Origin of the sequence: Stappia sp. TSB10GB4, from assembly GCF_900185745.1 — a bacterium.
In the GTDB taxonomy this organism is placed as follows: Bacteria; Pseudomonadota; Alphaproteobacteria; order Rhizobiales; family Stappiaceae; genus Stappia.
On record NZ_FYAV01000026.1, the window covers coordinates 57,822 to 79,541 of the forward strand.

Genomic DNA, 21,720 nt, shown 5'->3' on the forward strand with positions numbered 1-21,720 from the left:
TTGCCCGGTCCGCCGCACCGGCCGGTGCGCGGGCGCACCCTATCCGGACCAGACTCTCATGGGGAAAGCGCAGGTTCGCACCTTCCTTGCGGCGATGCCGCCATAGAAATCCGCTTTGACGGCAACATGCAAGCGGCTCGGCCCCGGCCTTGCACTGAAATTGACGTTGCGGCAGAGTAATCGGGCCGGCGGGCACACGCGCAGCCTGCCGCAATGGCAGCGCATTTTCCGCGAAAACCCCGCCCGCGCTTGCCCTTTTCCGCGCCTTCGGCTATAGCAGCCGCGCGCACCTGCACCCCTGGAGGCGGCGCATCGGGTCGGCATGCCTCATCGAGGCGACAATGCCCTCCCCTTTCACGAGACATCAAGGAGAACTACCATGGCTGAAGGCTATGTGCTGAAGGCTTCGGTGAGGGATCGGGTTGGCAAGGGGGCCGCTCGCGCACTTCGCCGTGAAGGCCTCGTCCCCGCCGTGATCTACGGCGAGAAGAAAGCTGCCCTGCCGATCGCGATTCCGATCAAGGAGTCCACGATCGCCCTGCATCGCGGCGGCTTCATGACCCATCTGGGCACCATCGAGGTCGACGGCGTCGCGCACCGCGTGATCGCCAAGGACTACCAGCTCGACCCGGTCCGCGACGACCTGATCCATGTCGACTTCCTGCGCGTGTCCAAGGGCGCGACGCTGACCGTCGACGTGCCGGTCCACTTCGTCAACGAAGAGAAGTGCCCGGGCATCAAGGCCGGCGGCGTGCTCAACGTGGTGCGCCACACGGTCGAGATGACCGTGCCGGGCGACGCCATTCCGGATGCGCTGGTCATCGACCTGGCCAAGGCCAAGGTCGGCGATTCGATCCACATTTCGGCCGTGGCCATTCCGGCCGGCTGCGCCCCGACCATCACCGACCGCGATTTCACCATCGCGACGATCGCCGCTCCCGGCGGCGGTGCCGGTTCGGCTGGAGACGGTGCCGAGGAGGAGAGCGAGGGCTGAGCCCCCGTTCGCCGGCCGCCGCGGAGAAGTGACGGGGAGTTCCCATGCGCCTCATCGTCGGCCTCGGCAATCCGGGCGAGAAATACGCCCGCAACCGCCACAATATCGGCTTTCTGGCCGTGGACGCGATCCACGGCCGGAATTCCACCTTCGGCCCGTGGCGGAGCCGCTTTCACGCGGATGTCAGCGAGGGCCTTCTCGACGGCGAGAAGGTGATGCTGATGAAACCCCAGACCTATATGAACGAGTCCGGCCGTGCGGTCGGCGACGCCGCCCGCTTCTACAAGCTCGCGCCCGCCGACGTCATCGTGCTCTACGACGAGCTCGACCTGCCGCCGGGCAAGGTTCGCACCAAGGTCGGGGGCGGCAGCGGCGGCCATAACGGCATCCGCTCGATCGACGCCCATCTGGGCAAGGAGTATTCGCGCGTGCGGCTCGGCATCGGCCATCCCGGCCACAAGGACCGCGTCACCGCGTATGTGCTGGGCGATTTCGCCAAGGTCGACGCCGACTGGCTCGACCCGTTGCTCGACAAGATCGCCGCGGAGGCCGGCCTGCTGGCCGGCGGCCACCATTCGGAATTCTGCAACCGGCTGCATCTGGCGCTCGCCCCGGCAAAGCCGCAGAAGCCCCGCAAGGAGCAGGGCGCGGGCGTGGGCGGCACCTCCCGCGATCCGAATCCGCCGCTGCCGCGGCGCGGCGGCGACAGCGCGCCCAAGACCGGTGCGCCCAAGACCAGTACGCCCAAGACGGGGCTCGCCGAGCAGCTCGCGCGCATGTTTGGAAAGAAGGACTGAGACGAGATGGGATTCCAGTGCGGCATTGTCGGCCTGCCGAATGTGGGCAAGTCCACGCTGTTCAACGCCTTGACCAAGACCGCGGCGGCCCAGGCGGCGAACTATCCCTTCTGCACCATCGAGCCGAACACCGGCGAGGTCGCCGTGCCGGATCCGCGCCTGAAGGATATCGCCCGGATCGCCAAGTCGGCCAGTATCATCCCCACCCGTCTCACCTTCGTCGACATTGCCGGCCTGGTGCGCGGCGCCTCCAAGGGCGAGGGCCTCGGCAACCAGTTCCTCGCCAATATCCGCGAGGTCGACGCCATCGCCCATGTGCTGCGCTGCTTCGAGGATGACGACATCACCCATGTCGAGGGCCGCATCGATCCCATCGCCGATGCCCAGACCGTCGAGACCGAGCTGATGATCGCCGACATGGAGAGCCTCGAGCGTCGTCTCGCGCCGCTGAAGAAGAAGGCGACCGGCGGCGACAAGGATGCCAAGGCGGTGATCCCGATCATGGAAGGCGCTCTGGAGCTGCTGCGCGAGGGCAAGCCGGCGCGCCTGCTCGACGTCTCCACCCCGGAGGAGCGCAAGATCCTGGCCGGTCTCAACCTGCTGACCACCAAGCCGATCCTCTATGTCTGCAATGTCGAGGAAGCCTGCTCGGCCACCGGCAATGCCCAGTCCGAGCGCGTGCGCGAGATGGCGGAGGCGGAAGGCGCGGCCTGCGTCGTGATCTCCGCCGCCATCGAGGCCGAGATCGCCCAGCTCGACGATGCCGAACAGGCCGAATACCTGGAGACCATGGGTCTCGAGGAGCCCGGCCTCGACCGCCTCATCCGCGCCGGCTACGACCTGCTCGACCTGATCACCTATTTCACCGCCGGCCCGAAGGAAGCCCGCGCCTGGACGATCCGCAAGGGCACCAAGGCGCCGCAGGCGGCCGGCGTCATCCACAGCGATTTCGAGCGCGGCTTCATCCGTGCCCAGACCATCGCCTTCGACGATTTCGTCACCCTTGGCGGCGAAACGGCGGCCAAGGAAGCGGGCAAGGCCCGCGACGAAGGCAAGGAATATGTGGTCAAGGACGGCGACGTGCTGCTGTTCAAGTTCAACACCTGACAGCGGCCGCGCGAAGCGACTCGCGCTTTTCCCAAGGCCGGATTAGTCTTCCGGCCGCCGCCGTCGTGGCGGCCTCTCCTGAGGAAAACCGCATGTCCCATCGCATGCTCGCGGCCGCTTCGGCGGCGCTGTTCCTTTGCGCGTCCACGGCCCTCGCGGGCACGGGCTCGGAAGGCTATTTCCAGATCTACAACAACACGGACGACAACACCGTCGTCGGCTTCTACACCAATGACGGCAGCGGCTGGTCGAGCAACTGGCTCAGCCAGCCGATCCGCCCGGACGAGTCGGCGCGCGCCGAGTTCACCGCCGACAGCGGCTCCTGCGCCCAGACCTTCCGGGTCGGCTGGCTCGCGGAGAGCGGCGGCGAGGTGCTCGACGATCCGATCGACATCGACATCTGCGAGGCCAGCAACGTCTATCTCGACGACAACGAGATCTATTACGACTGAGCGTCGACGCGCGGCCGGAGGCTCTCGACAGCGGCGTCCGGCTGCGTATAGATCGGCGTCATGACCACGTTCAGAAGCTTTGAGGATTTCGAGCCGGGCGAGACCATTGCGCTCGGCTCGAAAACCGTCACCCGCGAAGAGATCATCGCTTTCGCGGCCGAGTTCGACCCCCAGCCGTTTCACCTGGATGATGCGGCGGGCGAAGCCTCCCTGCTCGGCGGCCTTGCCGCCTCCGGCTGGCACACGATCGCCATGCTGATGCGCCTGCTGTGCGACAATCTCCTGCTGAATTCGAGCGGCAAGGGCTCGCCCGGCGTCGAGGAAGTGCGTTGGATGCGTCCCGTGCGCCCCGGCGACGTGCTGACCGCCAGCGCCGAGGTCATCTCCAGCCGGGTGCTCAACTCCCGCCCGGATCTCGGCATGGTCGACTTCCTGTTCACCGTCACCGACCAGACCGGAACGCCGGTCATGACCCAGCGCAACAAGATCCTCTTCGGCAGGCGGGAGGTGTCGCAATGACCTGGTTCGAGGACATGGTCGTCGGCGAGCGCCGCGAACTCGGCAGCCATCATTTTACGCCGGAGGAGATCGTCCGCTTCGCGCAGGCTTATGATCCCCAGCCCTTCCACCTGTCGGATGAGGGGGCGGCGCAGACCCATTTCGGGCGCCTGTGCGCCTCCGGCTGGCACACCGCCTCCGTCTGGATGAAGCTGATGGTCGCCCATATCCGGGCCGACTGCGAAAGGCTCGGCACGCCCTCGCGTCTCGGCCCCTCCCCCGGCTTCACCGACCTGAAGTGGATCCGCCCGGTCTATGCCGGCGACACGATCTCCTACAGCTCGACCTTGCTGGAGAAGCGCGACATGCGCACGCGGCCGCAATGGGGCCTGCTGATCCATGGCAACGAGGGCATCAACCAGGACGGCGTGACGGTGTTCTCCTTCACCGGCAAGGTGCTGGTCGCCCGCCGTCCTGCTGCCTGAGCGCCGCCGCTACAGCCGGCGGGCGAAGACCACCTCGTCGCGGATCGGGATGCCGTATTCGCCGAGCGCCGGGATCTCCGGCTTCAGCTTGCGCTCCTCGTCGATCGCGCCGGGCACCACCTTCTCCAGCCGGAAGTCGCGGCGCTGGTAGAAGCGGAAGGCGTCGAGATTGTCGTTGGAGGTGCGCACCAGCAGCCGGCGGATGCCGTTTTCGACCGCGGCTCCAGCCACCGCCTTGAGCAGCAAGGTGCCGACACCGCCCCAGCGGTTCAGCGAATCGAGCGTCAGGATCTCCCATTCCCGCTCGCGCTGGATCAGCGTGACAAGGCCGACGATCTCGCCCGCTTCATCCACCGCGATGAAGCCGGGCAGCCGTGAGGCGTCGATCATCTCGCCCTCGATCAGGATCTCCGGGCTGGTCCATCGCCGGGTCAGCAGTTCGACCGCCGCCGCGTGGTCGTCCTCTGTCTTGCTGCGAATGGTAACCGTCATGGTGGGGTCCTCGTGATGCGCGGGCGGGCGCGCCCGCCATATTCGCCAGCCACATTAGCGCCGGAACAGCCGTTCGCCGAGCCCCTGCCGCGCCTGCCAGCCGGCGCGCTCCAGTTCCGGCTCGTCTTGCTCCTCCTGCGGATAGCCGATGCACAGATAGGCGACCAGCCGCCAGTCGTCCGGCACGTCGAGCGCGGCCGCGACCTCCTGCGGATCGAGGATCGACACCCAGCCGAGGCCGACGCCCCGCGCCCGTGCCGCCAGCCACAGCGTACTGATCGCGCAGACGCAGGAATAGGCCAGCATCTCCGGCATGGTCCGCCGGCCAAGGCCCCCGCCCTGGTCGGTCGCCTCGTCGCAGAAGACGGCAAGCTGCACCGGCGCGACCCTCAAGCCCTCCAGCTTCAGCCGCGCATAGAGCTCGGCCCGCTCGCCCTCGTAGGACGACAGCGCGTCGGCATTGGCCTTGCGGAAACTGCCCCGCACCGCCTCGCGCCGGGCGGGATCGTCCACCAGCACGAAACGCCAGGGCTGGCTGTTGCCGACGGAGGGCGACAGATGCGCCTGCGCCAGAAGCGCCTCCAGAAGCCCCTCGGGCAGCGGCTGCGGGTCGAACTGGCGCACGTCCCGCCGCCAGACGAACAGCGCCTGCAACCCGTCGAGAAAGGCCGCGTCGAAGACCGGCGTCCCGCCGTCTTGCCCGTCTGCGCGGCGGGCCGGGTCGCGGGGCGCCGCGCCGCTCAATGGCCCGGAAAGTCCACCAGCGTGCGCACCGGAACGCCCAGGGCTTCCAGTCGCGCCCGCCCGCCGAGATCCGGCAGGTCGACGATGAAACAGGCCGCCACCACGTCCGCGCCCATCCGCTGCAGCAGCTTGGTGGCCGCCTCCGCCGTGCCGCCCGTGGCGATCAGGTCGTCGATCAGGATCACCTTCTCGCCGGGCCGGATCGCGTCCTTGTGCATCTCCATCTCGTCGAGCCCGTATTCCAGCGAATAGGCGATCCGCACCGTCTCGTGCGGCAGCTTGCCCTTCTTGCGGATCGGCACGAAGCCGGCCGACAACTGATGCGCCACCGCTCCGCCGAGGATGAAGCCGCGTGCCTCGATGCCGGCGATCTGGTCGACCTTGGCGCCCGCCCAGGGCTGCACCAGGGCGTCGACCGCCCGGCGGAAGGCCCGCGCGTTGCCGAGCAGCGTGGTGATGTCGCGAAACAGGATGCCCGTCTTCGGATAGTCCGGGATGGTGCGGATCGCCGCCTTCAGCTCCTGCGAGACCGTTTCAGTCGTCATTGCCCGTCCGTCTTGCTTGTTTCGGCGCGCCTGCCCGTCCGGCGACGGCGCAACCGTTTGGTGGGGGAGTTTGCCACATTCGCCGGTCCGGCAAAGCGGTTTCGTTCGCGGGATCGCTGCCCTAGCGGAAGAGCACGCGGCCGGCGACGGCGTCGAGCCGTGCCACCAGTTCGGGATCGCGCGCCTCCACGCTCGTCATCACCGCGTATTCGAGCGCGGTGTCCGAGCCGATCGGGCAGGCCTCGTGCTCGCGCGGCAGGTCGCGTGCGAGGCGCGCGACGAGCTGGCGCGCATGGTCGGCATTGTCGTGCAGCACCTTGATGATCGACTGGATGTCGACCGACCCGTGATCGGGATGCCAGCTATCGTAGTCGGTGACCATCGCCACCGTCGCGTAGCAGATCTCCGCCTCGCGGGCGAGCTTGGCCTCCGGCATGTTGGTCATGCCGATCACGTCGCAGTTCCAGCTCCGGTAGAGGTTGCTTTCCGCCAGCGACGAGAATTGCGGGCCCTCCATCGCCAGATAGGTGCCACCGCGATGGAAGGTCAGCGCCTCCGCTGCCGCCGCTGCCGCGACATGGTCCACCAGGCGCGGCGACACCGGCTCGGCCATCGACACATGCGCGACGCAGCCCTTGCCGAAGAAGCTCTTGGCCCGCGCGAAGGTGCGGTCGATGAACTGGTCGACCAGCACGAAATGGCCCGGCGCCATCGCCTCGTTCAGCGAGCCGACGGCGGAGACCGACACCAGCGAGGTGACGCCGCAACGCTTCATCACGTCGATATTGGCGCGGTAGTTGATGTCGGACGGGGCGAAGCGGTGGCCCCGCCCGTGGCGCGGCAGGAACACCACCTTGAGCCCGTCCACCTCGCCGATCCGCACGGCATCGGACGGCTCGCCCCAGGGGCTGTCGACCCGCACCCAGTCCGCGTCCTGCAACGCCGGCAGGTCGTAGAGACCCGATCCGCCGATCACCCCGAGCACAGCCTTGACCATCCGCGCAACTCCTCTGCCCTGCCTGCTGCGATAGCATTCCCGCCGCGATGTTCCAACCGCCCGGCGGACATGAAAAGGCCGCCGGATCGCTCCGGCGGCCGGTCGTTCAGGACTTTCCCGTTGCCTTAGTGGCCGACGTCGCGCCAGACCGACTTCTTGGTGAAGTAGAGCAGCGAGGCGAAGACGATGAGGAAGATCATCACGCGGAAGCCCATCCGCTTGCGCTCCTCGAGCTTCGGCTCGGCGACCCACATCATGAAGGCCGAGACGTCCTTGGCATACTGCTCGACCGTGGTCGGGGTGCCGTCGGTGTACTCGACGCCATCGGCGAACAGCGGCGGCGCCATGGCCAGCGTCTGTCCGGCGATGAACTTCGGATTGTAGTACTGGCCGGCCGGCACATCCAGGCCCTCCGGCGGGTCTTCATAGCCCGTCAGCAGGTTGTAGATGTAGTCCGGACCCTGCTCCTGGTACTGCGTGAACATGTCGAAGATGAAGCCCGGGAACCCGCTCGCCACGGCGCGGGCCTTGGCCAGCGTCGAGAAGTCCGGCGGATAGGCGCCGCCATTGGCGGCGCGCGCCGCCTGCTGGTTCGGGAACGGCGAGGGCCAGCGGTCGGAGGGGATCGCAGCGACCTCCTCCATCTCGCCGTCGTCGTTCGGGCCCTTCATCACGGTGTATTCCGCCGCGATCACCTTGACCTGGTCTTCGGTGAAGCCCGGCCCGCCCGGCTCCGCAAGGTTGCGGAACGCCATGAAATTGGCGCCGTGACAGGAGGCGCAGACCTCCTTGTACACCTTGAAGCCGCGCTGGAGCTGGGCCTTGTCATACTGGCCGAACGGCCCGGAGAAAGACCACTGCTGCCGCTCGATATGCGGCCCTTCGCCGGCGGCCATGGCCGGCGCGGCGACTGCCAGAGCCGCCACGGCCAGCAGGGCGCCACGCACGGATTTGATCATCGTCTTCATTGAGGAGAACTCCCAATCCCGTCCGTGTGTCACTTCGTTTCCGGCGCCGCGACCGCACCGGCCGGCTTGCCGCCGCCGCTGAGCACGGCTTCCGAGATCGAGGCCGGCAGCTCCTTCGGCTTCTCAAGGAAGCCCAGCAGCGGCAGGATGATCAGGAAGTGGGCGAAGTAATAGGTCGTCAGGATGCGGGCTGCAATCACATAGCCGCCCTCCGCCGGCATCGCGCCGAGATAGCCGAGACCGACGCAGACCGCGGCGAAGATCCAGAAGAACTGCTTGAACAGCGGCCGGTAGGTGCCGGAGCGGACCTTCGACGTGTCGAGCCACGGCAGGACGAACATCACCGCGATCGAGCCGAACATCAGGACGACGCCGCCGAGCTTGTCCGGAACCGCGCGCAGGATCGCGTAGAACGGCAGGAAGTACCACTCGGGAACGATATGCGCCGGGGTGACCAGTGGATCGGCCTCGATGTAGTTGTCGGCGTGACCCATGTAGTTCGGGATGTAGAACACGAAGTAGGCGAACAGGATCATGAACACCACGATCGCGAACAGGTCCTTGATCGTGTAATACGGATGGAACGGGATCGTGTCCTGCTTAGTCTTCGGATTGATGCCCGTCGGGTTGTTGTTGCCCGTCGTGTGGAACGCCCACACATGCAGCAGCACGACGCCGAAGATCATGAAAGGCAGCAGATAGTGCAGCGAGAAGAAGCGGTTCAGCGTCGGATTGTCGACCGCGAAGCCGCCCCACAGCCAGTTCACGATCGGCTCGCCGACCAGCGGCAGCGCCGAGAACAGGTTGGTGATCACCGTGGCGCCCCAGAAGGACATCTGGCCCCAGGGCAGCACGTAGCCCATGAAGGCGGTGGCCATCATGATCAGGAAGATCACGACGCCGAGGATCCACGAGATCTCGCGCGGCGCCTTGTAGGAGCCGTAATACATGCCGCGGAACATGTGGATGAACACGGCGATGAAGAACATCGACGCGCCGTTGGAGTGCAGGTAGCGCAGCAGCCAGCCGAAATTCACGTCGCGCATGATGTGCTCGACGGAGGCGAAGGCGAGCGCGGTGTTCGGCGTGTAATGCATCACCAGCACGATGCCGGTGAGTATCTGCGCGATCAGCACGAAGAACAGGATACCGCCGAAGGTCCACCAGTAATTGAGGTTCTTCGGGGTCGGGAAATCGACGAAGGAACCGCGAACGAGCGAAATGACCGGCAAGCGGCTCTCGAGCCACTTCGCCGCCGCGCTCTGCGGCACGTAGTTGGAATGTCCAGCCATGGCTGCCTCTCCTCTGGAATGCCGCGTATCAACCGATCTGAATCACGTTGTCCGAGATGAACTCGAACGGCGGGATCAGGAGATTCTCGGGTGCGGGTCCCTTGCGGATCCGGCCGGCCGTGTCGTAGTGCGAACCGTGGCAAGGGCAGAACCAGCCGCCGAAATCACCGGACTGTCCGAGCGGAATGCAGCCAAGATGGGTGCACACGCCGACCATCACGATCAGCGCTTCGCGACCGTCGACGCCGCGGTTGGCGTCGGTCGCCTGCGCGTCGGCGGCAAGGTTGGCGTTGCGCGCCAGCGGGTCGGGAAGATCGGAGATCGCGACGGCGTTGGCCTCCTCGATCTCGCGGGCGCTGCGGTTGCGGATGAACACCGGCTTGCCGCGCCACATCACCTTGATTTCCTGTCCCTCGTCGATCGCCGAGATGTCGACCTCGATGGATGCCAGCGACAAGGCGGACGCATCCGGGTTCATCTGGTCGATGAAGGGCCAGGCGAGCGCGGCTGCGCCAACCGCCCCCATCGCACCGGTCGCGATATAGAGGAAATCGCGGCGAGTGGGTTCGACCGTATCCTGCTGTGCCAAGGTCGCGTCCTCTTTTAACCTACAAGCCCGACGACAACGGCAAGCGCCGCCGTCCCTGCCCCGGCAACAACGGGGACGAAGGCCGGCGGAAGGCGTCGTCTGGGCGGCAGATGCGGCTTTCCGCATCTTTCCAAGCGGGGCTGTTATTGGCACCCTTGCCCGCGCTTGTCCAGATCATCATGAAACGAGACGACTCTTTGTCGCGGTTTTTTGCCCAATGATTGCAGCAATGCCGCCCGATTTTCGCCACGTGGTCAACTTCGGTTTCCCCCACCCGCCGCGCGCCAGGAGATCCTCGTGGCGCCCGTCCTCGACGACCCGGCCCCGGTCCATGACAATCAGCCGGTCCATCGCGGCGATGGTCGACAGCCGGTGAGCGATGGCGATCACCGTCTTTCCGGCCATCAACTCGTTGAGGCTGTCCTGGATCGCCGCCTCGACTTCCGAATCGAGCGCCGAGGTCGCCTCGTCCAGCACCAGGATCGGCGCGTTCTTCAAGAGCACCCGGGCAATGGCGATACGCTGGCGCTGGCCGCCGGACAGTTTCACGCCGCGCTCGCCGACATGCGCCATCAGCCCCTTGCGCCCTTCCGGATCTTCCAGGCCGGCGATGAAGCCGGCCGCATGGGCGCGCCGGGCCGCCTCCATCGCCTCGCTCTCGCCCGCGCCGGGCTTGCCGTAGACGATGTTGTCGAGCACCGAGCGGTGCAGCAGCGAGGTGTCTTGCGTCACCACGCCGATCTGCGCCCTGAGGCTCGCCTGGCCCACCTCGGCGATGTCCTGGCCGTCGATCCGGATGCGCCCGCTCTCCACGTCGTAGAAGCGCAGCAAGAGGTTCACCAGCGTCGACTTGCCCGCGCCCGAGCGTCCGACGATGCCCACCTTCTCGCCCGGACGGATCGTCAGGTCGAGCCGGTCGATGACGCCCGCCTCCTTGCCGTAGTGGAAGCGCACGCCCTCGAAGGCGATCTCGCCGCGCGAGACGACAAGCGCCGGCGCCTGCGGCCGGTCCGTCACTTCCCGCTCGCGCGAGATGGTGGTGATGCCGTCCTGCACCGTGCCGATATTCTCGAACAGGCCCGAGACTTCCCACAGGATCCACTGCGACATACCGTGCAGCCGCAGCACGAGGGCCACCGCCACGGCGACATCGCCGGTGGTCACCGCCTCGGCCCGCCACAGATAGATCGACATGGCGCCGATGCCGAACAGCAGCAGCACATTGATTGTGTGCAGCACGGTGTTGAGCACCGTCACCAGCCGCATCTGCCGGTGGACCGTCTTCAGGAACTCCCACATGGAAGAGCGGGCATACTCCTCCTCGCGGTCGGTATGGGAGAACAGCTTCACCGTGGTGATGTTGGTATAGGCGTCGACCACCCGGCCGGTCATCAGCGAGCGCGCGTCGGCCTGCACCTGCGACAGGGTCTTCAGGCGCGGCACGAAGAACACCAGCACCGCCAGATAGGCGAAGAACCACAACACCAGCGGCAGGGCGAGGCGGATGTTGGCATCGCCGATCAGCAGCACCGCCGAGACGAAATAGACCGACACATAGACCAGCACGTCGAGCACGCGGGTCACCACCTCGCGCACCGCCAGCGCCGTCTGCATCACCTTGGTGGCGATGCGGCCGGCGAAGTCGTTCTGGTAGAAGCCGATGCTCTGGCGCAGCAGGTAGCGGTGCACCTGCCAGCGGATCGCCATCGGATAATTGCCGAGCAGCGCCTGGTGGAACAGCAGTTCCCAGGCCAGCGACAGCACCGGCATGATCACCAGGATCACCACGCCCATCCACACGAGCCGCCCGGCATTGTCCGCAAAGAAGGTCTCGCGATCCGCCGTCGACAGCCAGTTCACCAGGTCGCCGAGGAAGGCGAAGACCATGACCTCGAAGATCGCGACGGCGGCGCCGAGCACGCAGATGGTCACCAGGATCGGCCAGATCGGCCGCGTGTAGTGCCAGCAGAAGGCGAAAAGCCCGGCCGGGGGCGCCTTGATCGGCTGCTCCCGGAACGGGTCGATGAGTTTCTCAAAGCGGGCGAACATGACGAAGATCCTCATACGTCCTGCGGGTCCGCTCCGCCCGCCGCGTCACCGCATGGCGGCCGGCGGGAAACACCGGCTGCTGTGCAGCCGGTGTCATCAGCACCGACAGGATGAACGCGGACACGGCGGCGGCAAGCACCGTCAGGCCCAGAAACAGGGTGAAAAGCCGTTCGGCGAACTGCGCGGCCGGCACGCTGGTTCCGGCGGAAACGACCGCGTCCAGGCGGTCGAATTCCAGCAAGGCCTGCGGCACGAACAGCGCCAGCGCCAGCGACAGGGTCAGCCCCACCGCCGCGCCGGCGACCAGCGCGGCATCGGTCAGGCGTCCTCTGCCAATATCGCGGCCAGAATCGCGGCCAGAATCGCGGCTGGAGGCGCGGTCGAGGGAACCGCTGTCCTGCGGCAGCGGGGTTTGCGGCCGCGCGAAAGGATCGAGCGGATAACGGGAGTCCATGGGTAAGCTCCTGCGGAACTCGGCATCGGACATGTCCCGCGACAGACACGGACGCAAACGCCATGCATTCACCGCGGATCGGTGAATTGCGTGCGGGACGGGACGGAAAACGAACCGGCCGGGGCCGGGTCGAAGGGGAAAATGGGTCTGGCTGGGAAGGCTGGCGGCCTAAGCGCCGCGCATCGCAGATCCGGTCATTGGTGCCCCGGCAACCGGAGCGAGGTCGCACATGGAGGTGCGGAACTTGACTGCGCAAAATGCCATCATGCACTCCCTCCTTGCTGTTGCGACCTGGTATGACCTGCGGGTTAAGGACGGACGGGCGTCCGCCGATCGGCGAAGCTCCACCGGGCGCGCGAGGCGCCGAAGATGGCGAAAGCCGATGCGGTGACCATACACGATGACCGGCGGTTGCAAAGGCTCAATTCGAACCCGAAGGATTGAAGCCATGCGACTGTTGCGTTCATGCAACGTTCTCGCGCCGGCTCCGCCAGCGCGGGGCAACGTTCTCGCGCTGACCTCGGCCCGCGCGGGGCAACGGCCTCGCGTTGCTCAGCAGAAGCGCGCCTTACCCCACCGCTTCCGCCTCGCCATCGGCGGCGATGAAGCCGCCGGACTGGCGCGCCCATAGCTCGGCATAGAGCCCGCCGCGCTCCACCAGTTCATCATGCCGCCCTTCCTCGGCAATCCGCCCCTCGTCCAGCACGATCAGCCGGTCCATCGCCGCGATGGTCGACAGTCGGTGGGCGATGGCGATCACCGTCTTTCCGGCCATCAGCTCGTTCAGGCTTTCCTGGATCGCCGCCTCGACCTCCGAATCGAGCGCCGAGGTCGCCTCGTCCAGCACCAGGATCGGCGCGTTCTTCAAGAGCACCCGCGCAATGGCGATGCGCTGGCGCTGGCCGCCGGACAATTTCACGCCGCGCTCGCCGACCCTCGCCTCGAAGCCGGTGCGGCCGCGGCTGTCGGCCAGCGCCTCGATGAACTCGAGCGCATGCGCCCGCCGCGCCGCCTCGCGGATCGCCGCCTCGCCCGTATCCTCCCGGCCGAGCGCGATATTCTCGCGGATCGAGCGGTGCAGCAGCGCCGTGTCCTGCGTCACCATGCCGATCTGCGACCTGAGGCTTGCCTGCGTCACCGCGGCAATGTCCTGCCCGTCGATCAGGATGCGGCCGCTCTCCAGGTCGTAGAAGCGCAACAGCAGGTTCACCAGCGTCGACTTGCCCGCCCCCGAGCGGCCGACCAGCCCCACCCGCTCGCCCGGACGGATCGTCGTCGTCAGGTCCTCGATCACCCCGCCCGTCTTGCCATAGTGGAATCGCACGCCCTCGAACGCGATCTCTCCCTTGGACACGGCGAGCGCCGGCGCCCCCGGCCGGTCGGTCACCGTCACCGGACGGGTGATCGTCTCGGCGCTGTCCTGCAGCGTGCCCAGCGCCCGGAACAGCCCGTTGAGCTGGCCGAGCAGCCGGCCGAGCAGCACGTTGAGCCGCAGCACCAGGCCGAGCACCAGCGCCACGTCGCCGGTGGTCACCCGGCCCGCCTCCCAGGCGAACACCGCCAGCCCGCCGATCGCGGTGATCATCACGCCCGACAGCACGCTCATCTGCCAGCGCACCGCCGTCAGCGTGCGGGTGAAGCGGCGGATCGCGGCGAGGAACGTCTCGTAGCTCTCGCGGGTGCCGATCCCCTCGCGCTGCGTGTCGCTGAACAGCTTGATCGTCTGGATATTGCCATAGGTGTCGACGAAGCGCCCGGTCACGCCGGACGAGGCATGGGCGCTGTCCTTCGCGGTCCGGCGGATGCGCGGCACATAAAGGAAAGCCAGCCCGGCAAAGCCGGCGAGCCACAGCCCCACGACGAGGCCGAACCACGGATCGAGCGCGGTCACCAGCGCCAGTGTCGACACCGCGAAGACGACGATGAACCAGGTCACCTGCAGCAGGCTGACCATGAAGTCGCCCGCCGCCTGTCCCGACTGCCAGACCTTCTGCGAGATGCGCCCCGCGAACTCGTCCTGGAAATAGGCCAGCGACTTGCCCACCACCTGCGCGTGACCCTGCATCCGCACCAGGTTGAAGAAGCCCGGCACCACGATCTGCTCTTCCACCAGCGCATTCAGCGTCGCAATGAGCGGGCGCAGCAGCAGCACGGTCAGCGCCATCAGGATCAGAACCGTCCCGTGCTCGGCGAGAAACTCCGTCCGCGTCCCGGCCTGCATCCTGTCGACCAGGTCGCCGACGAAAACATAGAGCGCCGCCTCGATCAGGGCGGTGAGGCCGCCGAGCACCAGCATCGCCAGAAAGGTCAGCCGCGCCTGCGAGACGAAGAACCACAGATAGCCGAAGGCGGTGCGCGGCACCGGGCGGTCGGGCAGCGGCGCCAGCGGATCGAGGCGCCCTTCGAACCAGGCAAGCAGTCTTTCGATCACGGGACGCGGGTCCTTTGCTGTTGCCGGAAGGGTGGGCTGCGGGCAAGAAGGGGCGCTGAGGGGATGCATGCGCCGCCCGCACCTGCATATGGGACACCCTGCCCCGCTTCCAAGCCCGCTTCCAGACCCGGACCGCGCCTGCCATGCCCGACCTTGCGCTCTTCCAGCCCGACATTCCGCAAAACACCGGCACGATCCTGCGGCTCAGTGCCTGCCTCGGCGTGACCGTGCATGTGATCGAGCCGGCCGGCTTTCCCCTGTCCGATCACGCGCTGCGCCGCGCCGGCATGGACTATCTGGAGCGCGCCGCCCTGGTCCGCCATGTCGACATGTCCACCTTCGAGGCCTGGCGCGCGGAAGAAGGCCGCCGGCTGGTGCTGCTGACCACCTCCGGGGCGACCTCCTATCTCGATCACGCCTTCGAGGCGTCCGACATTCTCATGCTCGGCCGCGAATCCTCCGGCGTTCCGCAAGAGGTTCACGCCCGCGCCGATGCCCGACTCACCGTGCCGATGGTCGCCGGCCTGCGCTCGCTCAATGTCGCCGTCGCGGCGGCCATGGTGCTGGGCGAGGCCCTGCGGCAGACTGGCGCCTTTCCCCGTCCGGGGGACGCGTCCCCTTCCACCGGCGGATGAGTTCTGCCATGAAGCCGGGGCAGAAGGCCAATCAGGCGCGCGGGCACGCATAGGGGGAGGACTGCAGGAATGAGCGCAGCGACGACGGACGACAGGGGCGAGACGCGCGGCGGCCCGGTTCCCGGTGGCATCGACGACAAGAAGCTGCGCGCCGAAGCCTGGTTCCAGAGCCTGCGCGACCGCATCTGCGCCGCCTTCGAGGCGATCGAGGACGAGGCCGCCGAACAGGCTGCCCTGCCCGGCGACCTCGCGGCCCTGCCGGCCGGCCGCTTCGAGCGCACGCCATGGGAGCGCACCGATTCGACCGGGGCAAAGGGCGGCGGCGGTGTCATGTCGATGATGAAGGGCCGCGTCTTCGAGAAGGTCGGCGTTCACGTCTCCACCGTCCACGGCGAGTTCTCGCCGGAGTTCCGCGGCCAGATCCCCGGCGCTTCGGAGGATCCGCGCTTCTGGGCCTCCGGCATCTCGCTGATCGCCCACATGCACAATCCGCATGTGCCGGCCGTGCACATGAACACCCGCATGGTCGTCACCACCCGCCAGTGGTTCGGCGGCGGCGCCGACCTGACGCCGGTGCTGGAGGCCCGCCGCACCCAGGAGGATGCCGACACGCGCGCCTTCCACGCGGCGATGCGAGGCGCCTGCGAGCCCCATGCGGTCGCCGACTATCCCCGCTACAAGGCCTGGTGCGACGAGTATTTCTTCCTCAAGCACCGCAACGAGGCGCGCGGCATCGGCGGCATCTTCTACGACTATCTCAACTCCGGCGACTGGGAGGCCGATTTCGCCTTCACCCGGGACGTCGGCCTCGCCTTTCTCGACATCTACCCGAAGCTGGTGCGCGCCAACTACCGCACGCCGTGGAGCGAGGCCGAGCGCGAGGAACAACTCATCCGCCGCGGCCGTTACGTCGAGTACAACCTGCTCTACGACCGCGGCACGATCTTCGGGCTGAGGACCGGCGGCAACGTCGCCTCGATCCTGTCGTCGATGCCGCCAGTGGTGAAATGGCCGTGAGGCGAGGCTGATCCCATGTCCCTGCCGCCGCTGACATCCCTCTCCGTCACCGGCTATCGCTCCCTGCGCGCGCTGCATATGCCGGTCGGCGCGCTCAACGTCTTCGTCGGCCGCAACGGCACCGGCAAGACCAACCTCTACCGCGCTCTCTCGCTGCTGCAGCAGGCCGCCTTCGGCCGCATCACCCGCGCCATCGCCGAGGAAGGCGGCGTCGAGAGCGTCTTGTGGGCCGGCGGTCGCAAGCGCGGCGCCCCGGTGCGGCTGATCCTCAAGGCCCGGCTCGGCGACATGACCTATTCCATCGAGGTCGGCCTGCCGAACAACATCACCGACGCGGCCCTGCCGCTGGAGCCGCTGGTCAAGGAGGAGAGCCTGACGCTCGCCGCCGGTCGGCGCGAGGTCACCTTGATGCAGCGCGGCGGCCCCACGGCCTGGCTGCGCGCGGCCGACGGCACGCGGCTGACCTACGACAACGAATTGCTGGGGTCTGAAACCGCACTCGGCGCCTTTCGCGACGGTGCCCGCTTTCCCGAGCTCGACATCGTCCGCCGCACCTTTGCCGACTGGCGTTTCTACCATGGCTTTCGCACCGACGAGGCCTCGCCGCTGCGCCAGCCCGCCCTTGCGCTGACGACGCCGACCCTGTCCTCCGACGGGGCGGACCTTGCCGCCGTCCTGGCGACGCTCACCCTGGTGCGGGGCGATGCCCGCGACATGGAGGCCGCCATCAATGACGCCTTTCCCGGCGCGCGCCTGCGGGTCGAGGTGGCTGAGGGCACCGCCCGTCTGTCGCTGCGCTTTGCCGACATGCCGCGCGACTTCTCGGCCCGCGAGCTCTCCGACGGCACGCTCAACTATCTGGCGCTCGCCGGCGCGCTGCTCGCCTACCGGCTGCCGGCCTTCGTCGCGCTGAACGAGCCGGAGGCAAGCCTGCATCCGGAGCTGCTGGCCCCGCTCGCCCGGGTCGTGGCGCGGGCTTGCGAGCGCACACAGGTCTGGATCGTCACCCATTCGCAGGACTTCGCCGATGCGCTGGCGCGCGAGGCCGGCGCCGTACCACGCACGATCGTGAAGACCGAAGGGGCGACCGGCATCGAAGGGTTGAAGATCACCGGCGAATTCGCCGATGAGGACTGAAGGGCATCAAGCCGTCCCGGCGACCTCGGCCAGCAGCGTCGCCCGGTCGAGGGAAAAACCGCTGTCGATCCAGCGGCTCTCGGCGAGGCGCAATCCCTCGCCGACCTTCGGCCCCGGCGCGAGGCCGGCCCTGGTCATGTCGCGGCCGGAGACCGGCAGCACCGGAATGTCGAGCCCCCTCACCGCCTCCAGCAACGCCCGCAGCCCCGCGTCGTCCGCAGCACGTCCCGCCTCGGCGGCGGCCAGCAGCACGCCATCGGTCGCCGCCTCGCGGCCATGGCGATAGAGCAGCTCCAGCGCGGCGAGACGCACCGCCTCGGGATCGTCGCTCCACGGCTTTGCGCGCGCCATGTCGGCAGCCAACCGCGCCGCCTTCATCCGCCGCCGCTCCGCATTGGAGAGCCGCAGCCGGTCGGCCAGCGCATCCAGCTCCGCCTCGCCGCCCTCGCTGAGCGCGGCGAGCGCCAGCGCCGGCGCGCGCGTGTTGGCGGCAAGGGCATCGAGCGCCCGCAGGGCCCGGAACGGGCCGAGCCCGGCGCGCGGCACCAACACCTGCGGCATCACGCCGCTTGCCGCCATCGCCTCCAGCGTCGCGACCGCGCCGCGGGCGGCGACGAGCTTGCGCATCTCCGCGCCGATCCGCTCGGCCGAAAGCCCCGCAAGGCCGTCCTTCAGCCGGGTCACGGCGGCAAGCCCCTCGGCGTCGGGCGCGCCCTCGCCATATTGGGCATGGAAGCGGAAGAAGCGCAGGATGCGCAGATAGTCCTCGCGGATGCGCCGCTCCGCATCGCCGATGAAGCGCACCCGCCGGGCGTGAAGGTCGGCCAGGCCGCCGACCGGATCGAACAGCGTCCCGTCGCGTCCTGCATAGAGCGCGTTCATGGTGAAGTCGCGCCGCTCCGCGTCATGTCGCCAGTCGCGGCCGAAACGCACGGTGGCATGGCGGCCATGCGTCTCCACATCCTCGCGCAGGGTGGTGACCTCGAAGGCGCGGCCATCGCTGACCACCGTCACCGTGCCGTGGTCGACGCCGGTCGGCACCGCCTTCAGTCCGGCCGCCTCGACCCGCCGGATGACGGTGGCAGGTTCCGCCGTGGTGGCGATGTCGATGTCGCTGACGGCCAGGCCGAACAGCGTGTTGCGCACCGCCCCGCCGACGACGCGTGCCGTCTCGCCGCCCTGTTCGAGCGCGTCGAACACGGCCTGCAGGGCCGGTTCGCCCAGCCAGTCGGCCTTGATCCGCTCGCTCATGCGCCCCTCCACGCGAGGCTCCGCTATTCGTAGCGGCCGGGGATGAACTGGCCGTCGCGCATCTCCGCCGGGCGGTAGGTCTGCCCCTCCGGCAGGCCCTCGCGCAGGGTCAGCGTCACCAGCCCGGCAATCACCAGCGCGCCGCCGGCGATCACCAGCCACAGCATCGGCCCCTTGCGCCAGTTCTCCGAGGTCTGTGCCTTCTTGTTGATGAACAGCCAGATCGCAAATCCGATGAAGGGCAGCGAGAACAGCAGGAGCTGGGTGAGAATGATACGCAACATCAGCGGCACACCGTGTCATAGAGAAGCCGGAGGATCCCGGCGGTAACGCCCCAGATGTAGCGTTCGCCATAGGGCATGGCGTAGAAATAGCGGGGCTTTCCGGCGAAGATCCGGGACTGCCGGCGGTGATTGGCATCGTCCATCAGGAACCGCAGCGGCACCTCGAAGACATCGGCCACCTCGTCCGGGTTGGCGACGATCCGCGCCCTCGGCGAGACCACGCCGATCACCGGCGCGACCCGGTAGCCGGAGCCGGTGAGATAGGTCGGCAGCACGCCGACCGGCTGCACCGCGCGCGGCGACAGGCCGATCTCCTCGCGTGCCTCGCGCAGCGCCGCGCTGACCGGCCCCTCGTCCTCGGGGTCGATCTTGCCGCCCGGCAGCGAGATCTGCCCGGCATGGCTGGTCAGATGGTCGGTGCGCTGAGTGAGGATGACGGAGGCCCCGGCCGGCCGGTCCACCACCGGGATCAGCACCGCCGCATCGCGCGGCGGCCGCTTGGCGAAGGCGAAGGGTCCCATGTCCGGATTGAGGATGTGGTCGCCGACCTCGTCCATCGCGGCCAGCGCCAGGCGCAGCCGCGCCTGCTCGGCAAAGGCTTCCGCCGAATCGATCACGGCGGCCGCCCCCTTCATCATCCGCTCCGCGCGATCCTGCTCGATCTCCAGGCTCACCCTGCCCCGCCCGTTTCCATATCCGTCTCGCCGGCCGCAACCGCCGGAAAGAAGACGCCCCCGCTCCATACGCCGAGCATGGAGCGGCCACCCATGTCCTGTTCCTCGAAAAGCTCGGCAAGCTGGTAGAGCAGCGGCCGCGCCAGCAGCGCATCCAGCGCGCCTCGTACCCTGATATAGGGTTTAAGTCCGTCCGTGCCAGTTTCCCGTTCAAAGCGAAGCGGATGGCTGGCATCCGCCGTCACCACGTCGCCGACATTGGTGCGCAGGGTCAGCCGCTGCTCGCGGCCCTCGCCTTGTGCATGCATCTCCACCGCCAGGAACGGCGCATCCTCGACGGTAATGCCCACCCGCTCGACCGGCGTCACCAGATAGTGGCGCCCGTCCTCGTCCCGCCGCAGCACCGAGGCGAACAGGCGCACCAACGCCTCGCGGTTGATCGGCGAGCCCATGTAGTACCAGCGGCCGTCGCCGGCGATCCGCATGTCGATGTCGCCGCAGAACGGCGGGTTCCATCGCTCGACCGGCGGCGTGCCCCGCGTCTTGCCGGCGCGGGCGACGAGATCGGCCAGTCCGGCGGGCATTTTGGCCCCATCCATGGCCTGTCCCTGCGTCATCGCTGTCGCGTTCCCATTGTCGTCGCCATCATTTGGCCCATACCCTGTCATGACATGGGTTACCATTGCCGTGCCGGCGTGAGTCTCGGGCCAGTCCCCGCGGAAGACTGCAACGGCGAGGCGGCCGATGGCAACCGCTGGCCGACTCGGGCGTTTCGGGTGATGCTGGAACCGCCGCGCGATCAGGAAGGATAATTCGACCATGAGTGCCGTCACTTCACCGGAAGTTGATCACGAACGGGTCGCCCGCGACGCGGAAGCGGCGATGGAGACGATCACCGCCGCCCGGACGGAGATCTCCCGCATCATCTTCGGCCAGGAAAGCGTGGTGGAGCGCGCGCTGGTGACGCTTCTGGCTGGCGGCCACGGCCTGCTGGTCGGCGTCCCCGGCCTTGCCAAGACCAAGCTGGTGGAAACCCTCGGCACGGTGCTCGGCCTCGACGCCCGCCGCATCCAGTTCACCCCCGACCTGATGCCCTCCGACATTCTCGGCGCCGAGGTGATGGACCAGGGTCGCGACGGCAGCCGTGCCTTCCGCTTCATCAAGGGGCCGATCTTCTCGCAGGTCCTGATGGCCGACGAGATCAACCGCGCCAGCCCGCGCACCCAGTCGGCCCTGCTGCAGGCGATGCAGGAATACCAGGTCACCGTCGCCGGCCAGAGCTACGATCTGCCGCGCCCCTTCCATGTATTGGCGACCCAGAACCCGCTGGAGCAGGAGGGCACCTATCCCCTGCCCGAGGCGCAGCTCGACCGCTTCGTGATGCAGATCGACGTGCATTATCCCGACCGCGAGGCGGAACGGCGCATCCTGATGGAGACGACCGGCGCCCAGGACGCGCAGGCAAGCGCGGTGATGACGGCGCAGGACCTTGCCGCCTGCCAGCAGCTCGTGCGCCGCATGCCGGTCGGCGAGAGTGTCGTCGAGGCGATCCTCGAGCTCGTCCGCTCCGCCCGTCCCGGCGAGAGCGACGACGAGATCACCAGCCAGATCGCCTGGGGCCCCGGACCGCGCGCCAGCCAGGCCTTGATGCTCACCGTCCGCGCCCGTGCCCTCGTCGACGGGCGGCTCGCGCCGTCGGTGGACGACGTGCTGGCCCTGGCCGAGCCGGTGCTGCAGCACCGCATGGCGCTGACCTTCGGCGCGCGGGCGGACGGCCAGACCATTCGCGGGGTGATCGGCCGCATCAAGAGCCGGATCGGATAGCGCC

At 67.9% G+C, this 21,720-nt stretch carries 24 protein-coding genes; 10 read left to right on the top strand and 14 right to left on the bottom strand.

Annotated elements, in window-relative coordinates; genetic code table 11:
• Window positions 1–379: 379 nt before the first annotated feature.
• From TSB10GB4_RS03025 to TSB10GB4_RS03050, 6 genes are all read left to right on the top strand, one after another.
• Entirely contained in the window at window positions 380–994 is a 615-nt protein-coding gene (locus TSB10GB4_RS03025; RefSeq protein WP_186387215.1) for a 50S ribosomal protein L25/general stress protein Ctc, read from the top strand.
• A 44-nt stretch (window positions 995–1,038) separates the two neighbouring features.
• The gene (gene pth, locus TSB10GB4_RS03030; protein ID WP_186394494.1) at window positions 1,039–1,791 is read left to right on the top strand and encodes an aminoacyl-tRNA hydrolase; all 753 of its coding nucleotides are present in this window, start codon (window positions 1,039–1,041) and stop codon (window positions 1,789–1,791) included.
• Window positions 1,792–1,797: 6 nt separating this feature from the next.
• Window positions 1,798–2,898 carry a redox-regulated ATPase YchF gene (ychF, locus tag TSB10GB4_RS03035; RefSeq protein ID WP_186394495.1) on the top strand — a complete coding sequence of 367 codons (1,101 nt, stop codon included), beginning with the start codon at window positions 1,798–1,800 and terminating at the stop codon, window positions 2,896–2,898.
• Between the two features lie 92 nt (window positions 2,899–2,990).
• Window positions 2,991–3,350: a hypothetical protein gene (locus tag TSB10GB4_RS03040; protein WP_186387212.1), complete on the top strand. Its 360-nt coding sequence runs from the start codon at window positions 2,991–2,993 to the stop codon at window positions 3,348–3,350.
• Window positions 3,351–3,410: 60 nt separating this feature from the next.
• A complete protein-coding gene (locus tag TSB10GB4_RS03045) occupies window positions 3,411–3,869 on the top strand; it encodes a MaoC family dehydratase (protein WP_186387211.1) in 459 nt (152 codons plus the stop codon).
• The gene (locus TSB10GB4_RS03050) at window positions 3,866–4,333 is read left to right on the top strand and encodes a MaoC family dehydratase (RefSeq protein ID WP_186394496.1); all 468 of its coding nucleotides are present in this window, start codon (window positions 3,866–3,868) and stop codon (window positions 4,331–4,333) included. The genes TSB10GB4_RS03045 and TSB10GB4_RS03050 overlap by 4 nt, the downstream gene beginning before the upstream one ends.
• Window positions 4,334–4,342: 9 nt before the next feature.
• On the opposite strand, the gene TSB10GB4_RS03055 is transcribed toward TSB10GB4_RS03050, so the two are convergent.
• The 10 genes from TSB10GB4_RS03055 to TSB10GB4_RS03100 all read right to left on the bottom strand — a co-directional run bounded on the left by TSB10GB4_RS03055 (window position 4,343) and on the right by TSB10GB4_RS03100 (window position 14,894).
• A complete protein-coding gene (locus TSB10GB4_RS03055) occupies window positions 4,343–4,825 on the bottom strand; it encodes a GNAT family N-acetyltransferase (protein WP_186387209.1) in 483 nt (160 codons plus the stop codon).
• A gap of 54 nt (window positions 4,826–4,879) precedes the next feature.
• Complete coding sequence (bluB, locus tag TSB10GB4_RS03060; protein ID WP_186394497.1) at window positions 4,880–5,569, bottom strand: 5,6-dimethylbenzimidazole synthase; 690 nt, start codon at window positions 5,567–5,569, stop codon at window positions 4,880–4,882.
• A complete protein-coding gene (locus TSB10GB4_RS03065; protein WP_186387207.1) occupies window positions 5,566–6,114 on the bottom strand; it encodes an adenine phosphoribosyltransferase in 549 nt (182 codons plus the stop codon). The genes bluB and TSB10GB4_RS03065 overlap by 4 nt, the downstream gene beginning before the upstream one ends.
• Before the next feature lie 121 nt (window positions 6,115–6,235).
• A complete protein-coding gene (locus TSB10GB4_RS03070; protein WP_186394498.1) occupies window positions 6,236–7,111 on the bottom strand; it encodes an S-methyl-5'-thioadenosine phosphorylase in 876 nt (291 codons plus the stop codon).
• Window positions 7,112–7,236: 125 nt separating this feature from the next.
• Entirely contained in the window at window positions 7,237–8,079 is an 843-nt protein-coding gene (locus TSB10GB4_RS03075; protein ID WP_186394499.1) for a cytochrome c1, read from the bottom strand.
• Between the two features lie 29 nt (window positions 8,080–8,108).
• A complete protein-coding gene (locus TSB10GB4_RS03080) occupies window positions 8,109–9,371 on the bottom strand; it encodes a cytochrome b/b6 (RefSeq protein ID WP_186394500.1) in 1,263 nt (420 codons plus the stop codon).
• Between the two features lie 28 nt (window positions 9,372–9,399).
• Window positions 9,400–9,960, bottom strand: coding sequence for a ubiquinol-cytochrome c reductase iron-sulfur subunit (gene petA / locus TSB10GB4_RS03085; protein ID WP_244296441.1), 561 nt, complete (start codon window positions 9,958–9,960; stop codon window positions 9,400–9,402).
• Window positions 9,961–10,137: 177 nt separating this feature from the next.
• Window positions 10,138–12,009 (bottom strand): ABC transporter ATP-binding protein, encoded by a 1,872-nt coding sequence (locus TSB10GB4_RS03090; protein WP_186394502.1) that lies wholly within the window; start codon window positions 12,007–12,009, stop codon window positions 10,138–10,140.
• Window positions 11,993–12,463, bottom strand: coding sequence for a hypothetical protein (locus TSB10GB4_RS03095; protein WP_186394503.1), 471 nt, complete (start codon window positions 12,461–12,463; stop codon window positions 11,993–11,995). The genes TSB10GB4_RS03090 and TSB10GB4_RS03095 overlap by 17 nt, the downstream gene beginning before the upstream one ends.
• Before the next feature lie 568 nt (window positions 12,464–13,031).
• A complete protein-coding gene (locus tag TSB10GB4_RS03100) occupies window positions 13,032–14,894 on the bottom strand; it encodes an ABC transporter ATP-binding protein (RefSeq protein WP_244296444.1) in 1,863 nt (620 codons plus the stop codon).
• A gap of 143 nt (window positions 14,895–15,037) precedes the next feature.
• On the opposite strand from TSB10GB4_RS03100, the gene TSB10GB4_RS03105 reads away from it, so the two are divergent.
• From TSB10GB4_RS03105 to TSB10GB4_RS03115, 3 genes are all read left to right on the top strand, one after another.
• A complete protein-coding gene (locus tag TSB10GB4_RS03105) occupies window positions 15,038–15,529 on the top strand; it encodes a tRNA (cytidine(34)-2'-O)-methyltransferase (protein WP_186394505.1) in 492 nt (163 codons plus the stop codon).
• 69 nt (window positions 15,530–15,598) lie between these two features.
• Window positions 15,599–16,546 carry an oxygen-dependent coproporphyrinogen oxidase gene (gene hemF / locus TSB10GB4_RS03110; protein WP_186394506.1) on the top strand — a complete coding sequence of 316 codons (948 nt, stop codon included), beginning with the start codon at window positions 15,599–15,601 and terminating at the stop codon, window positions 16,544–16,546.
• Between the two features lie 15 nt (window positions 16,547–16,561).
• Window positions 16,562–17,683, top strand: a complete 1,122-nt coding sequence (locus TSB10GB4_RS03115) for an AAA family ATPase (RefSeq protein WP_186394507.1) — start codon at window positions 16,562–16,564, stop codon at window positions 17,681–17,683.
• A 6-nt stretch (window positions 17,684–17,689) separates the two neighbouring features.
• Here TSB10GB4_RS03115 and TSB10GB4_RS03120 read toward each other — a convergent pair whose 3' ends face one another.
• From TSB10GB4_RS03120 to TSB10GB4_RS03135, 4 genes are read right to left on the bottom strand one after another with little or no spacing between them, the layout of a single operon-like run.
• Window positions 17,690–18,934 carry a CCA tRNA nucleotidyltransferase gene (locus TSB10GB4_RS03120; RefSeq protein WP_186394508.1) on the bottom strand — a complete coding sequence of 415 codons (1,245 nt, stop codon included), beginning with the start codon at window positions 18,932–18,934 and terminating at the stop codon, window positions 17,690–17,692.
• A gap of 23 nt (window positions 18,935–18,957) precedes the next feature.
• Window positions 18,958–19,218 carry a DUF6111 family protein gene (locus TSB10GB4_RS03125; protein WP_186387196.1) on the bottom strand — a complete coding sequence of 87 codons (261 nt, stop codon included), beginning with the start codon at window positions 19,216–19,218 and terminating at the stop codon, window positions 18,958–18,960.
• Window positions 19,218–19,853, bottom strand: coding sequence for a CoA pyrophosphatase (locus tag TSB10GB4_RS03130; protein ID WP_371328849.1), 636 nt, complete (start codon window positions 19,851–19,853; stop codon window positions 19,218–19,220). Before TSB10GB4_RS03130 ends, TSB10GB4_RS03125 begins: the two co-directional genes overlap by 1 nt.
• 35 nt (window positions 19,854–19,888) lie before the next feature.
• Window positions 19,889–20,509, bottom strand: coding sequence for a DUF1285 domain-containing protein (locus tag TSB10GB4_RS03135; protein ID WP_186394509.1), 621 nt, complete (start codon window positions 20,507–20,509; stop codon window positions 19,889–19,891).
• 202 nt (window positions 20,510–20,711) lie between these two features.
• Between TSB10GB4_RS03135 and TSB10GB4_RS03140 the strand changes: the two genes are divergently transcribed.
• On the top strand, window positions 20,712–21,716 hold the full coding sequence (locus TSB10GB4_RS03140) for a MoxR family ATPase (RefSeq protein ID WP_186394510.1): 1,005 nt from the start codon (window positions 20,712–20,714) through the stop codon (window positions 21,714–21,716).
• Window positions 21,717–21,720 lie beyond the last annotated feature (4 nt).

Excerpts from the sequence above, each read along its gene's own strand:
- TSB10GB4_RS03065 (WP_186387207.1), bottom strand. The coding sequence starts at position 6,114 with ATGACGACTGAAACGGTCTCGCAGGAGCTGAAGGCGGCGATCCGCACC.
- TSB10GB4_RS03075 (WP_186394499.1), bottom strand. The coding sequence starts at position 8,079 with ATGAAGACGATGATCAAATCCGTGCGTGGCGCCCTGCTGGCCGTGGCG.
- TSB10GB4_RS03090 (WP_186394502.1), bottom strand. The coding sequence starts at position 12,009 with ATGTTCGCCCGCTTTGAGAAACTCATCGACCCGTTCCGGGAGCAGCCG.
- pth (WP_186394494.1), top strand. The coding sequence starts at position 1,039 with ATGCGCCTCATCGTCGGCCTCGGCAATCCGGGCGAGAAATACGCCCGC.
- TSB10GB4_RS03125 (WP_186387196.1), bottom strand. The coding sequence starts at position 19,218 with ATGTTGCGTATCATTCTCACCCAGCTCCTGCTGTTCTCGCTGCCCTTC.
- TSB10GB4_RS03045 (WP_186387211.1), top strand. The coding sequence starts at position 3,411 with ATGACCACGTTCAGAAGCTTTGAGGATTTCGAGCCGGGCGAGACCATT.
- hemF (WP_186394506.1), top strand. The coding sequence starts at position 15,599 with ATGAGCGCAGCGACGACGGACGACAGGGGCGAGACGCGCGGCGGCCCG.
- TSB10GB4_RS03055 (WP_186387209.1), bottom strand. The coding sequence starts at position 4,825 with ATGACGGTTACCATTCGCAGCAAGACAGAGGACGACCACGCGGCGGCG.
- TSB10GB4_RS03080 (WP_186394500.1), bottom strand. The coding sequence starts at position 9,371 with ATGGCTGGACATTCCAACTACGTGCCGCAGAGCGCGGCGGCGAAGTGG.
- TSB10GB4_RS03050 (WP_186394496.1), top strand. The coding sequence starts at position 3,866 with ATGACCTGGTTCGAGGACATGGTCGTCGGCGAGCGCCGCGAACTCGGC.
- TSB10GB4_RS03115 (WP_186394507.1), top strand. The coding sequence starts at position 16,562 with ATGTCCCTGCCGCCGCTGACATCCCTCTCCGTCACCGGCTATCGCTCC.
- TSB10GB4_RS03130 (WP_371328849.1), bottom strand. The coding sequence starts at position 19,853 with ATGAAGGGGGCGGCCGCCGTGATCGATTCGGCGGAAGCCTTTGCCGAG.
- TSB10GB4_RS03120 (WP_186394508.1), bottom strand. The coding sequence starts at position 18,934 with ATGAGCGAGCGGATCAAGGCCGACTGGCTGGGCGAACCGGCCCTGCAG.
- TSB10GB4_RS03105 (WP_186394505.1), top strand. The coding sequence starts at position 15,038 with ATGCCCGACCTTGCGCTCTTCCAGCCCGACATTCCGCAAAACACCGGC.
- TSB10GB4_RS03025 (WP_186387215.1), top strand. The coding sequence starts at position 380 with ATGGCTGAAGGCTATGTGCTGAAGGCTTCGGTGAGGGATCGGGTTGGC.
- TSB10GB4_RS03095 (WP_186394503.1), bottom strand. The coding sequence starts at position 12,463 with ATGGACTCCCGTTATCCGCTCGATCCTTTCGCGCGGCCGCAAACCCCG.
- TSB10GB4_RS03140 (WP_186394510.1), top strand. The coding sequence starts at position 20,712 with ATGAGTGCCGTCACTTCACCGGAAGTTGATCACGAACGGGTCGCCCGC.
- TSB10GB4_RS03070 (WP_186394498.1), bottom strand. The coding sequence starts at position 7,111 with ATGGTCAAGGCTGTGCTCGGGGTGATCGGCGGATCGGGTCTCTACGAC.
- TSB10GB4_RS03040 (WP_186387212.1), top strand. The coding sequence starts at position 2,991 with ATGTCCCATCGCATGCTCGCGGCCGCTTCGGCGGCGCTGTTCCTTTGC.
- ychF (WP_186394495.1), top strand. The coding sequence starts at position 1,798 with ATGGGATTCCAGTGCGGCATTGTCGGCCTGCCGAATGTGGGCAAGTCC.
- TSB10GB4_RS03135 (WP_186394509.1), bottom strand. The coding sequence starts at position 20,509 with ATGACGCAGGGACAGGCCATGGATGGGGCCAAAATGCCCGCCGGACTG.